This window comes from Phytohabitans aurantiacus (genome assembly GCF_027923225.1).
Lineage (GTDB): Bacteria > Actinomycetota > Actinomycetes > Mycobacteriales > Micromonosporaceae > Phytohabitans > Phytohabitans aurantiacus.
The window spans coordinates 31,352-43,722 of record NZ_BSDI01000012.1 but is presented as its reverse complement, the minus strand read 5'-3'; the positions used below and the strand labels follow the sequence as shown (position 1 = coordinate 43,722).

The 12,371-nt window shown below is 69.1% G+C and carries 10 protein-coding genes; 2 read left to right on the top strand and 8 right to left on the bottom strand.

The window, feature by feature from the left end; all coding sequences use genetic code 11:
• Window positions 1–40 precede the first annotated feature (40 nt).
• From QMG73_RS14980 to QMG73_RS14965, 4 genes are all read right to left on the bottom strand, one after another.
• Complete coding sequence (locus tag QMG73_RS14980) at window positions 41–1,411, bottom strand: DUF6114 domain-containing protein (RefSeq protein WP_281895850.1); 1,371 nt, start codon at window positions 1,409–1,411, stop codon at window positions 41–43.
• Window positions 1,411–2,010 (bottom strand): DUF6230 family protein, encoded by a 600-nt coding sequence (locus QMG73_RS14975; RefSeq protein ID WP_281895848.1) that lies wholly within the window; start codon window positions 2,008–2,010, stop codon window positions 1,411–1,413. Before QMG73_RS14975 ends, QMG73_RS14980 begins: the two co-directional genes overlap by 1 nt.
• A 304-nt stretch (window positions 2,011–2,314) precedes the next feature.
• Window positions 2,315–4,630, bottom strand: coding sequence for an endopeptidase La (lon, locus tag QMG73_RS14970; protein ID WP_281895846.1), 2,316 nt, complete (start codon window positions 4,628–4,630; stop codon window positions 2,315–2,317).
• Between the two features lie 80 nt (window positions 4,631–4,710).
• Window positions 4,711–5,313 carry a DedA family protein gene (locus tag QMG73_RS14965; protein WP_281895845.1) on the bottom strand — a complete coding sequence of 201 codons (603 nt, stop codon included), beginning with the start codon at window positions 5,311–5,313 and terminating at the stop codon, window positions 4,711–4,713.
• A gap of 202 nt (window positions 5,314–5,515) precedes the next feature.
• On the opposite strand from QMG73_RS14965, the gene QMG73_RS14960 reads away from it, so the two are divergent.
• Window positions 5,516–7,609: a hypothetical protein gene (locus tag QMG73_RS14960; protein ID WP_281895844.1), complete on the top strand. Its 2,094-nt coding sequence runs from the start codon at window positions 5,516–5,518 to the stop codon at window positions 7,607–7,609.
• Here the strand turns inward: QMG73_RS14960 and QMG73_RS14955 are convergent.
• From QMG73_RS14955 to QMG73_RS14940, 4 genes are read right to left on the bottom strand one after another with little or no spacing between them, the layout of a single operon-like run.
• Window positions 7,598–8,683, bottom strand: a complete 1,086-nt coding sequence (locus QMG73_RS14955; RefSeq protein ID WP_281895842.1) for an ABC transporter ATP-binding protein — start codon at window positions 8,681–8,683, stop codon at window positions 7,598–7,600. The two genes, QMG73_RS14960 and QMG73_RS14955, sit on opposite strands and share 12 nt — an antisense overlap.
• On the bottom strand, window positions 8,680–9,480 hold the full coding sequence (locus tag QMG73_RS14950) for a carbohydrate ABC transporter permease (RefSeq protein ID WP_281895840.1): 801 nt from the start codon (window positions 9,478–9,480) through the stop codon (window positions 8,680–8,682). Before QMG73_RS14950 ends, QMG73_RS14955 begins: the two co-directional genes overlap by 4 nt.
• On the bottom strand, window positions 9,477–10,328 hold the full coding sequence (locus tag QMG73_RS14945; RefSeq protein ID WP_281895837.1) for a carbohydrate ABC transporter permease: 852 nt from the start codon (window positions 10,326–10,328) through the stop codon (window positions 9,477–9,479). Before QMG73_RS14945 ends, QMG73_RS14950 begins: the two co-directional genes overlap by 4 nt.
• Complete coding sequence (locus tag QMG73_RS14940; protein ID WP_281895836.1) at window positions 10,328–11,665, bottom strand: ABC transporter substrate-binding protein; 1,338 nt, start codon at window positions 11,663–11,665, stop codon at window positions 10,328–10,330. Before QMG73_RS14940 ends, QMG73_RS14945 begins: the two co-directional genes overlap by 1 nt.
• A 107-nt stretch (window positions 11,666–11,772) precedes the next feature.
• Here QMG73_RS14940 and QMG73_RS14935 point away from each other — a divergent pair, with 107 nt between their 5' ends.
• Window positions 11,773–12,288, top strand: a complete 516-nt coding sequence (locus QMG73_RS14935; RefSeq protein ID WP_281895834.1) for a hypothetical protein — start codon at window positions 11,773–11,775, stop codon at window positions 12,286–12,288.
• The last annotated feature ends 83 nt before the right edge of the window (window positions 12,289–12,371 follow it).

The following is a 12,371-nucleotide window of genomic DNA, read 5'->3' as shown; positions in this document are numbered from 1 at the left end:
GAGCGGCACCGGCCCGTTCGCCGTGGGAACGGGGCTTTGTCTAGAGGGCGTTCACCAGATCCGGGGCCTCGAGCTTGTCGCAGTCCACATAGGCCAGTTGGATGTTGATTTTGGTGTAGAAGATCGGGAGCGGTACTTCCAGCTCCTCGGGCAGGGGCGGAAGCTGTTCGGGCGTGTACACCTGCGGCAGCACGCCGAGCAGGTTGCCCTCGAAGCGCGGGGTGAAGAACCGGACGTTGCCCTCCACGGTCAGCGCGCTGCTCTTCAGCGACATCGTGCGGCCGCCGCTGAGGATCGTGGGCACCAGTTCGAAGTTGTCGGTGGTCGACTTCGTCATCGAGAACTGGAGCACCTTCTGCGAACCACCGCCGGCGGTACGCAGGTTCGTGACGCCCACGAACTTGAGGTTCCACATGGTCAGCTTGGTGCCGGTCATGCGGGACGGTGTCTCGTTGATGGCGGGGATGTCGCCCGGCGCCGCGAGCGGCTTGAGTCGCGGGTCGTCCTTCGCCGGGTCCTTCCCGCCACCGGAGTCGCCCGGCTTCGGGGTACACGAAGGCACCGGCTTGGAAGGCGGAGGCGAGACCGAGGCCGAGGCCGACGGCGATGCCGAAGGGGTCGGCTCCGCCTTGGCCTCACTCTCGCCGATGCCGAACAGATCGCCGATCCCGTCCAGGATGTCCGTGACGATGTTGCCACCGTCCTCTGAGGACTCACTCGACTCGTTCGGGGTTGGTGACGGCGTAGGCGTCGGGCTCGCCTCGGCGCTGCTGGACGGGGTTGGCTTGGGTTTCGTCGGTTTGGACACCGCGGGCGGGCACGGCGCCGCGTGCGCGGCGGTGGCGCCGCGCCCGACGACCACTCCGGCCGCGCCGAGGCTGAGCAACAGCAGCGTGATCACGAACATGTGCGGGTTGCGTCGCTGAGGCGGGATCTCGCCGGTGGCCTCCGGATCCACAGGCCCGTTGAGCAGGTTGTGGACCGTGGTGTGCGGCGGCGCCTCCGGTTCCGGCTCCTGCTCTTGCTCCTCCGAGGGCGAAGGGGGTGGTGCCGCCTGGACGCCCGGCGTCCACGCGAACCCGAGCGCGGTGCCGACCATGCCGAGCAGCAGCCCGAACAGGAACCCGCCGAGGTTGACGGCGACCAGGGAGAACACCGCCGTCATGGCGCCCACGATCGAGTAGAACATCCGCTGCTGCGGGGTGAGCCACATCAGCACGCCGCACAGGCACAGGATCGTGGGGATGAGCCAGGAGAGGAACCCGGTGGGCCCCATCTGGAAGGTGAGGCCGCCCAGGCTCATCTGTGTGGTGCCGAAGATCTCCAAGCCGGCGAGCAGCGTGAACAGGCCACCCCAGAACGGCCTCGACCGCCGCCACCGGGTGAACGACCGCCAGAAGCGGGCAAACATCAGAAGCATTCCTTGGCGTCGTCACCCACGTTGACCTTGAGCTTCAGCCCGTTGAGGGTGAAGGTGCCGGCCGTGGTCGACCAGGCGACCTGACGAAGGTCGTCGATGACGACGCGGTCGGCCCGCTGCCCGAAGGCGCCGAGCTGGCCACCGAGGTCGGAGGCGTCCCGGCCGATCTGGATGTTGGTGAACGTGGCGTCGCCCTCTAGCTCGGTCACGTCGAGCAGCAGATCGGTCGCGGTGGCGGGGTTGCCGCCGCCACCGGCGTTGATCGTGAGTACGACCGGCATGTTCGGCACCTTCACCGACTGGCACAGGTCGTACAGCTTGGCGCTCGCGACGGCCGAGACCGCTACGGGGTGCTGCTTTCCGGTGGCCTTCTCGGTGACCACGCCGCCGTACTGTGCAAAGCCCTCGCCGTCGAGCTTGCTCGCCGAGACCTTGAAGGTCTGGCCGGAGACGGCGAACGAGGCGGCGATGGCGCCGTTGGCCATGCCGAAGACGATGGCACCGGCGAGTGCGGCCGAGGGGATCAGGAGTGCGGCGAAGCGCCGCCATCTGACGCGTCCCTGCACCAGACCGCCCTGCGGATCCTTCACGAGGTTCTCCTCACCAAAGATGTGGGGCCGCACTGCATTACCAGGCGGTAGCAAGCGGTGGGGCTGATGTTGCCCCGAAGCGACCCGCGTCACAAGACCCTTGCTACTAGCTGGTAACTGAAAAGTTGCGCGCGGATCGCGCGACCATGCGGTGAGCGGGCGGACATCCCGGCAAATGACCTCAAAGACCCCCAGGAGGCGCACGCTGGGTAGCGATCGGTGACTACGTCACGATTCCGTAACGGAGCCGACATGCGATCGAGGGCGGGGGCAAAACGCCTCCGCCCTCGACCTGGCCGCTGACTCAGGCGGCCGTTGCCAGCAGCGCGCCCGCCGGGCGCAGCGCCAGCTCCAGTACGTCGGCCACGTTGCCGACCACGTGGATCGTGAGCGCACTCCGCACGCTCTCGGGCAGATCGTCGAGGTCCGGCTCGTTGCGGGCCGGGATGATCACCTCGGTCAGACCGGCACGGTGAGCGGCGAGCAGCTTCTGCTTCACGCCGCCGATGGGCAGTACCCGGCCGGCGAGCGTGACCTCACCGGTCATGCCGATCTCTGGACGCACCGGGCGTCCGGATGCCAGCGACGCCAGGGCGGTCACCGTCGTGATGCCGGCGCTCGGCCCGTCCTTGGGCACCGCCCCCGCGGGGAAGTGCACGTGGATCCGCCGCTTCGCCAGCGCGCCCACGTCGATGCCCAGCTCCGCTCCGTGTGAGCGCAGGTACGACAGCGCGATCTGCGCCGACTCCTTCATCACGTCGCCGAGCTGGCCGGTCAGGACCAGACCGGGCTCGCCCTCCATGGCGGTCGCCTCGATGAAGAGCACCTCACCACCGGCGCCCGTGACAGCCAGGCCGGTTGCCACGCCCGGTACCCCGGTGCGCTCCGCCGACTCCGGCGTGAAGCGCGGCCGTCCCAGGTACGTGCTGAGGTTGCTCGCGTCGACGCGTACCGGATCACCGCCAGCCGCCAGACGCACCGCGACCTTCCGCAAGATCTTGGCGAGTGCCCGCTCGAGCTGGCGCACGCCCGCCTCGCGGGTGTACTCGGCGGCGACCGCCCGCAGGGCGTCGTCGTCGACACCGACCTCGTCGGCCGTCAGGCCGGCGCGCTCGACCTGCCGGGGCAGCAGGTGGTCGCGCGCGATCGCCACCTTCTCCTCCTCGGTGTACCCGTCCAGGGTCACCAGCTCCATCCGGTCCAGCAGCGGGCCGGGGATGGTCTCCACCACGTTCGCGGTGGCGAGGAAGAGCACGTCCGACAGGTCCAGGTCGACCTCGAGGTAGTGGTCGCGGAACGTGTGGTTCTGCGCCGGGTCGAGCACCTCCAGCAGCGCGGCCGCGGGGTCGCCGGCGAAGCCCACGGACAGCTTGTCGACCTCGTCGAGCAGTACGACCGGGTTCATGGAACCGGCCTCGCGCAACGCCCGGACGATGCGGCCGGGCAGTGCGCCGACGTAGGTACGCCGGTGGCCACGGATCTCCGCCTCGTCCCGGATGCCGCCGAGCGACACCCTGACGAACTTGCGGCCAAGCGCACGGGCGACCGACTCGCCGAGGCTGGTCTTGCCGACGCCGGGCGGGCCGGCGAGTGCGAGGACCGCGCCGGAACCGCGCCCGCCAACCACATGCAGGCCACGGGAGGCCCGGCGGTTGCGCACCGCCAGGTACTCCAGGATGCGTTCCTTGACGTCGTCCAGGCCGGCGTGGTCGGCGTCGAGCACCGTCCGCGCCGCGGTCAGGTCGGTGTTGTCCTCTGTACGCGTGTTCCACGGCACGTCGAGGACCGTGTCGAGCCACGTCCGGATCCAGCCGACCTCGGGTGAGGCGTCGCTGGCCCGTTCGAGCTTGTCGACCTCGCGCAGGGCCGCCTCGCGCACCTTCTCGGGCAGGTCGGCACCCTCGACCCGGCTCCGGTAGTCGGCGGAGCCCTCGGGCTCGTCCTCGCCGAGTTCCTTGCGGATCGCCGCGAGCTGCTGCCGGAGCAGGAACTCTCGCTGGGACTTTTCGAGGCCCTCGCGAACGTCGTCGTTGATCTTCTCGGCGACCTCTTGCTCGGCGACGTGCTCGCGTGCCCAGCCGACCAGCAGCTCCAGCCGCGCGGTGACGTCCGGAGCGCTGAGCAGCTCGACCTTCTGCTGGTCGGAGAGCCACGGCGCGTATCCGGCGGAGTCCGCCAGCTCGGCGGGGTCGGTCATCCGCTCGACGGCGTCGATGACCTGCCAGGCGCCGCGGCGCTGGAGCAGCGACGTGACCAGCGTCTTGTACTCGCGAGCCAGCTCCCGGGTGCGCCCGGTGGGCGCCGGCTCGGTGAGCTCAGCCGCCTCTACCCAGAGGGCCGCACCGGGACCGGGCACGCCAGAGCCGATCCGGGCTCGTGCGATGCCCCGGATGACCGCGGCGGGCTCGCCGGTGGGCAGCCGGCCCACCTTCTCGATCGTGGCTATGGTGCCCACGGGGCCGTACTCGCCATCCAGGCGCGGCACCGCGAGGAGTTTCTTCTCGCTTGAGGTGCGGGCGGCGTCGATCGCCGCCTGCGTCGTCTGATCCAGGGTGACCGGGATGACCATGCCGGGCAGCAGGACCGCGTCGGTCAGCGGCAGGACCGGGAGAGTCGTCATGTGAAGGACCCCGATTCGTAGGTTGAGCTTGTTCGGCTCAAGTTACGAACGGTGCGTTATGTTCCTTCTTGTGACTGCTGTCACGCGGGGGCGAACCGCCGCCTCGTGTTCAGGAGCATCACCCAGCCGATGCTCAGGCCGATGGTGATCGTGGCAGCCATCGTGACGAGGTCGTTGGCGAGGAGGCCACCGATCGCCTGCCCGATGAGGCCGAGCACCACGTACAACCCGGCCCAGAGCGCCGCGCCCAGCGCCGCCGACGTGATGAACCGCCGGTACGGCATCCGCAGCCCGCCGGCGGCGAGCGGCATCAGCGCGTTCAGCACCGGCAGGAACGGCGCGGCGATCACGATGCCCGCGCCGTTCTGCCGGAGTGCCCGTTCGGCCGCGGCCCAGCGTGCCTCACCGATCCACCGGCCAAGCCGCCCCCGCCGGATGCGGTCCCCCAGGTGGCGGCCGGCCATGAAGGTCAGCGACCAGCCGGCCAGGCAGCCGGCCACCACCCCGAAGAGCACCCCACCACCGCTCATCGGCCCCCGTGCGCCGACCGCGGCCAGAACCATGACGTCGCCCGGCACCAGGACACCCACCAGCGGGATCGCGTCAAGCAGCATGATCACGCTCAATGCCGCCATCACGACGCCCGTCGGGAGATCCCCGATCCACCCCAGCCACTCCGTCATGCCCATGACGTTATGAGCGCGGACGGTTCTGGACATCCGGGCCGAAGCCCTGAGCAGGCACCTAGATCCAACCCTGAGGCGCTCTCGGGGTCGCCCCCGTTAATGGGTCAGCGTCGAAGGCCGGTATCGACTACGGTGAGGCGCACTTGCGGGCGTAGTCCACAGTAGATTCGCCTGTTTCCAAACAACATCGGGGGTTTCCTTGCGATTGTTTGCCGGTGCCGTCACTGGCATCGCGACCGCCGCGGCGGTCCTCATCCCTTCGGCAGCGAGCGCCGCCGCCCCTTATACGGCGTTCACCGTCAACGGTGCGCCCAACTCGTACGTGCTTCCCGGTGGCAGCCGGGTCTTCGACACCGCGAACGCGACCATCGAGCTCCAGTCGTATGCCGAGGGCGGGATGCGCGCCAGCGCCTCGTCCGCGGGAAAGAGCTGGGGACTGTCCATCATTCCGCCGACCGGCGCGCAGTTCACGGTCGGCACGCGCTACGACGCGGCGTGGCCGGCCGACGCGACCCGCGCAGGCCTGACCCTGGGTGGAGAGGGGCGCGGCTGCGGCACCGCCGATGGCTGGATCACCATCAAGGAGCTGGTCCGCGACCCGGATACGAACGCGGTCACGTCGTTCGCCGCCTCGTACGGCGTCCGGTGCGACACCGCTCTCGGTGCGAACACCGGCGAAGTCCGCTACAACTCCACCCTTGCCTACTCCGGCGCCACCACGAACCCCGAAAGCCTGAGCTACGGATCCTCGGAGCTGACACCGGACGGTCCACAAAAGACGGTCACCGTGACGGCGGCGGGCGTCGAACCGACCACGTTCGGGCAGAGCCTTGTCATCGGCGCGCAGAGGAACGACTTCGCGGTCGTGACAGACGGTTGCGCCGGCAAGACACTCGAACCGGGCCAGACCTGCGCGGTGGTCGTCAAGACGACGCCCCGGCAGGCGGGCACGCGCACCGCTGCCCTGCTGCTGCCCGGTAGCGACGGCAACGGTCCTGCCGTCAGCCTGTCCGTCGAGGGGTTCGTCGGCGCGGTTGGCACGTACTACCCGCGTACCCCCGCCCGTCTCATGGACACCCGATACGGCACCGGCGTGCGCAAGGGCGTGCTCGGCAAGAAGGGCACCGTTTCGCTCCAGGTCACCGGCCGCGGCGGCGTACCGGCCAGCGGCGTCTCCGCGGTCGTGCTGAACGTGACCGTGACGTCGCCCACGTCGGCCAGCTACCTCACCGCCTACCCGACCGGCCAGACCCGCCCCACCGCCTCGAACCTGAACTACCCCAAGGGCTGGACCGGCGCCAACTCGGTGACGGTTCCGGTCGGCACCGGCGGCAAGGTGGACTTCTACAACCACAGCGGCTCGACTCACGTGATCGCGGACGTGGTGGGCTTCTACGCCGCTTCGAGCTCGGTGATGTCCAGCCTCGGGGTCGGCACCGAGCTCATCCGCACCGTGCCGAGCCGCCTCATCGACACCCGCACCGACGGAGACGGCAAGCTGCCCGGCGGCGGCTGGATCCAGCAGGCGGTCGACTACGGCGACGAGTGGAACTCGTTCATCCGGGCGTTCGTCGTCAACATCACTGTCGTCAGCCCCAACGGCCACGGATTCCTGACCGCCTGGGACGGTTCGGACTCCCGCCCCAACACCTCGACGCTCAACTTCTCGCCCGGCGCGACCGTGCCCAACATGGCCGTCGTGCCCGTGCAGACGTGCTACGAGAGCTGGTGCTACGGCATGCCGATGTACGCGGTGTACAACGGCTCCAACGCCGGCACGCACGTCGTGGTCGACATCGTCGGGTTCTTCGAGTCACGCAACGACGTCAGCGGCCTGCGGTTCAAGCCGATCAAGCCGACCCGCATCGCCGACTCGCGGATCGCTCAGGGCCTTCCGGGTGCCATCGGTGCCGGGAAGACCTCCACGGTCACCACACCGAGCGCGCTGGTCGGGGTGGACACCTACGCCCTGTCGCTCAACGTCACGGCGGTCAGCCCGACGGCCAACACGTACCTGACGGTGTGGCCGTCCGGCGTCGGACGCCCCGCCATCAGCAACCTCAACCCGTCGAAGGGACAGATCGTGCCGAACGCCGCCCTCACCGGCATCGGCCCCGACGACGTGTTCAACATCTACAACAACCTGGGTTCGACGCACGTACTGGTCGACGTGGCTGGCACGTACGACCTGCCGTGGGGCTCCGGAATGGCGATCGCCGCCGGAATCCAGCCAGGAACCCAGGCGCCCGCTCTCGGCGCCGGCACGACCGTCTCCCGCCGGTCAGGGCCGTAGCACGAGCGAGGTTTCCGGGTCGTAGAGGCGCAGCGCCTCTGGGGTGCTGCGCAGCCAGACGGTGTCGTCGGGCGCGACCCGGAAACCCGGCGCGGTCTGCACCTTGATCTGGTGCTCGCCGAGCCGCACGGTCAGGAGCACCGCCGCGCCGGTGGGCTCGACGACCTCCACCGTGGCGGTGACCCATCCGGGCGCCGCCTCGGTGGAGACCTCGATGTTCTCGGCTCGCACGCCGACCAGTACCGGCCGACCCACCCATTCGTCCAGTGTGGATGGTGCGGCCAGGTGCTGGTCGCCGAGGGCCAGTACGGGTTTGTCGCCGTTGCGCTCCACAGTGGCGGGTATGAAGTTCATCGGTGGCGCGCCGAGGAAGCCGCCCACGAACCGCTCACTCGGCCGGTCGTACACGTCGAGGGGCGCACCCAGTTGCACGATCCGGCCGCCGCGCATCACCGCGACCCGGTCGCCGAGTGACATCGCCTCCGCCTGGTCGTGCGTGACGTACAGCGTCGTGGTGCCGATCTGCCGGACGATTTTCTTCAACTCCGCCCGGAACTCCAGGCGCAGCAACGCGTCCAGGTTGGACAGTGGCTCGTCCATGAGCAGTACGCCCGCGTCGACCACGATCGCGCGAGCCACCGCGACCCGCTGCCGTTGCCCGCCGGAGAGCTGCGCCGGGTACCGGTCGAGGTACTCCTCCAGGTGCAGCAGCTCGGCCGCACGGCGTACCCGGCGATCGATCTCGTCACCGGGCACCTTGCGCATCGCGAGGCCGAAGCCGATGTTCTGCCGGACCCTCATGTGCGGGAAGATCGCGTACGACTGGAACACCATCGACAGCCGACGCTCGCGGGCGGGCAGGCGCGTGACGTCGCGGCCGCCGAGGCTGACCGTGCCGCTGTCGGGCCGTTCGAGTCCAGCCACCATCCGCAGCAGGGTCGTCTTGCCGCAGCCGCTGGGTCCGACCAGTACCAGGAACTCGCCCTCGGCGACTTCGAGCGACACGTCGTCGGTGGCCCGTGGGCCGCCCGGGGTGTACGCCTTGACGAGGTTGCGCACCACGATGTCGCTCATCTCAACGTCGTCCCCCACATGTTGAGCAGATACCGTCGCATGATCGCGATAAAAACCACGGCGGGCAGCACCAGCGCGAAGCCGCCCGCGAACCGGTACGCCAGCGGCGAGTCGGACAGCGTGGTGAGCACCTGCGCGGGCAGGGTGCGCTGGTTGAGCGTCAGGATCGTGGCGCCGAGCACCTCGTTCCACGACAGCACGAACGTGAACATGGCCGCCGCCGCGATGCCCGGCAGCGCCTGCGGCACCACGATTCGCAGAAACGCCTTCATCGGCGAGGCGCCGAACACCATCGCCGCCTCCTCCTGCTCCCGCGAAACCCCCACGAAGATCGCGGCCGTGATCAGCACGGTGGTCGGTAGGGCAAGCGCAGTGTGCAGCAGGGTGACCGCGTACGTGGTGTCGTAGAGGCCCGCGTTCAGGAAGATCCGGGCGAGCGGCACCGACAGCACGACGATCGGCAACGCCCGGGTCAGCAGCAGGAACATCTGGTACGGGCCGCGCCCGCGAAACGCGTACCTGGCGACCGCGTATCCGCCCGGCACGCCGATCAGCAGCGACAGCAGGACCGTGCCGATGCCCACGGTCAGCGAGTTGACGAAGCCGGGCACGATGCCGGTGGTGTCCAGGAACGTCCGCAGCGTCTCGACCGACGGGTCGGTGGGCAGCAGCGGCAGCGGAAACCGGTTCAGCGACTCGCGGCTCGACAGCGCCGCCAGCGCGATCAGATACAGCGGCACACCCATGAAGAGGGTGATCGCCACGCAGGCGACCTGCACCCAGGCCCGGCGACTCATCGCGTCTCCGTCTGGTCGCGCATCAGCCGCAGATAACCGGCCGCCGCCAGCATCGACACCGCGAGGATGACCAGCGCGATGGCGGCGGAGACGTTCGGGTTGAGCTGCACCGAGTACCACTGGTAGGTCTCGCCGACGAGCAGCGGCAGGTTGCGTCCGGTCAGCGCCTGCGCCACCGCGAACGTCTCCAGCGCGAGGATCGTGCGCAGGATCAGCGCCACCTGGAGGCTGGGCCGCAACTGCGGCAGGATCACGTGCCGCACCCGCTGCCAGTAGGTCGCGCCGAACACCTCGGCCGCCTCGTCGTAGTCCTTCGGGATGCCCTGCATGCCGGCGACGACGATCACGAAGACCAGCGAGGTGGCGCGCCACAACTCAGCGAGCACGACCGCGATGAACATCGTGACCGGGTTCTGGTACGACAGCCACGCGTATCCGTCGATCCCGATCATGTCGAGCGCCGAGTTCAGGTAGCCGCGGTCGGTGAAGACCGACAGCCAGACGAGCCCGGCGGCGAGATCGCTGATCGCCAGCGGGATCACCCAGATGTAGAAGTGGAACCCGGCGAAGCGCGGCCGCTCCCGCAGCAGCAGCGCCATCGCGATGGCGAACGCGAACTGCAGCGGGATCAGCACCACGATCAGCAGCAGCGTGTTGCGGGCGGCCGTCCAGAAGTACGGATCGTCGAGCATCCGGCGCAGGTACGCCGTGGTGGGCCCGTCCGGGCCCACCAACGCCTGCCCGACGCCGACCACCAGCGGCCACATGAACAGCGCCGTCATGAAGATCAGCGACGGCGCGATCAGCAGGACCGCGGCGGGCGGCGTCCGCCGACCTGTCCGGGCCATCAGGCCACCCGGCAAGGGGTACCTGTCGGGTCCGGCCGCCAGCACGCCACCTTCAGCTCTTCGAAAATCGTGTTGAGCTGCCCCGCCTGCCGGTCGAGCACCTGCTGGATCGGCTTGCCGTCGAGGCAGATCTCCTTGAAGCAGTTCTTGAAGATCTGCGTGACCTCGCCCTCCTTGGCGCCGAGGCCGACAGGAGGCAGCGAGGCGATCGCGTTCTGGGCGCCCTGCTGCCCGCGTACCGCCGTCGCCTCCAGCCCGACAGCGCCCGGCAGGTCAGACGGCAGGTCAGCGCTCGTCACCGGGAAGAACGCGTTTTGCTTGAGCACCTCGGCCTGCACGTCTGCGCTGGTGAGCGCCTTGATGACCTCCTTGGCCCGGTCGGTCTCCGGTGCGCCCTGCGGGATGCCGAGCCCGGCGACCACGAGCATGTACCCGAGCCCCTTTGGCCCCGACGGCGCCGGCACCATCACCCAGTCGTCGGGCTTGTCTCCGGGAGCGTTGACCAGGCGCGCGACGTGGTCCCACGCGACAAGCACCTCGCCGCGCTGCAGCGGCTCCTGCATGTTGTCGTAGTTGGTGGACGCCGGTGCCGCCTGCGCCCACAGCTCTTTCATGTACTGCCAGCCCGTGACCGCCTCCGCGCTGCGGAACGTGGTGATCTGGCCGCCGGTGAAGCTCGGCAGCAGGAACCCCTGGAAGAACCGGTGATAGAGGCCCTTCGGCCCGGCCGGGAACCCGAAGATCGGCTTGTTGCCGTTGGCCCGCCGCCCGGCGACCATCCAGGACAGGAACTGGTCGTACGTCAGCTTCTGCACGTCGGCGCCGCTCGGCAGCCACTGCAGCGCCTTCTTGTTCACGGCGACCACATAGGTGGCCTGCATCCACGGGATGTACTTCGTGGTGCTCCCGCCCAGCTTCGCCAGCTCGGTGAGGTCGGACGCGAACCCGCGGTCGCCCAGGTCGCCGATCAGGTCGTCCAAATCGGTCAGCCGGCTGCCGTGCGGCGCCAGGTCACCATGCAAGCCGCCGGCGATGCTGACCTGCACCTTCTTGGCGTCGACCTGCGACTGGATCGTGGAGGCGAAAATGCTCGGCTCCACCGGGTTGTACGCCACCTTCGCGGCGGTGACCTTGTCGGCCAGGATTTTTTCGAACCGCTGCCGCTCCTCGACGGGAGTGAACTGCGTCGACATGAAGTTGACCGTGCCGCTGCCGCCATCGGCGCCGCTGGTCGACACACCGCCGCAGGCGGTCAGCGCCGGCGCGGCCACCGCGCCGATGCCAAGACCTAGCAGCGTGCGGCGGCTCAGTCGCGGCGTCTCGTATCGCTTCGCCATCGTCACTCCCCAGGATCGGATGCTGAGCGTTCTGGTACTTCTGAATGAATCTATGTGATTTCAGTCTCTTCCGCTCAGTACAAGCGAGCGTTTGTCAGACTGCTGCGGTGAACGCCTTCCTGGACCAGTTGCCCGCGCTGATCGGCGTTGCCGTCGGCACGCTGGGCACGATCCTCGCCACGTCCGTCAGCGATCGTTCGAAGTGGACGCGCGCGCAGGCGGTCCGGTGGGACGAGCGGCGCGTCGACGCGTACGCCACGTTCGCGCGCGCCGTCAAGGAGATGCATCTCGTGGCGATGCGGCTCACCCGGTCACCGGCGACCGACCCGGCCGGCCTTCACGAGCTCAACGAGGCCGACAACGAGTGCTCCAAGGCGTGGGAGGGCGTACTCCTGCTCGGCGACGCCGGCACGGTCGACGCCGCTCGAGAGTGGCGCGAGTCGGTGTACCAGCTCGTCTCGGCCGCGCGCGGACGCGCGAGTGCGGACTTCGATCGCGACACGGCCCTGCACCGTGCCGACGAGGGCCGCGACCGCTTCTACGCCGCGGCGCGCACGAGCCTCGCCGTCGGCGGTGCGGTCGCCCAGGCACCCTGGCTGATCCAACGCAGGCGCCGCACATAGCCGGTCTCGCGGGTGACGTGGCACGATGTGCGCGGATCCACGGGGGAGGACAAAAAATGCGATTCGGGTACGCCGTTTTGGCT

Coding starts and splice junctions, on each gene's coding strand:
- QMG73_RS14940 (WP_281895836.1), bottom strand. CDS start 11,665: ATGGCGAAGCGATACGAGACGCCGCGACTGAGCCGCCGCACGCTGCTA.
- QMG73_RS14950 (WP_281895840.1), bottom strand. CDS start 9,480: ATGAGTCGCCGGGCCTGGGTGCAGGTCGCCTGCGTGGCGATCACCCTC.
- QMG73_RS14955 (WP_281895842.1), bottom strand. CDS start 8,683: ATGAGCGACATCGTGGTGCGCAACCTCGTCAAGGCGTACACCCCGGGC.
- QMG73_RS14945 (WP_281895837.1), bottom strand. CDS start 10,328: ATGGCCCGGACAGGTCGGCGGACGCCGCCCGCCGCGGTCCTGCTGATC.
- QMG73_RS14965 (WP_281895845.1), bottom strand. CDS start 5,313: ATGACGGAGTGGCTGGGGTGGATCGGGGATCTCCCGACGGGCGTCGTG.
- lon (WP_281895846.1), bottom strand. CDS start 4,630: ATGACGACTCTCCCGGTCCTGCCGCTGACCGACGCGGTCCTGCTGCCC.
- QMG73_RS14980 (WP_281895850.1), bottom strand. CDS start 1,411: ATGTTTGCCCGCTTCTGGCGGTCGTTCACCCGGTGGCGGCGGTCGAGG.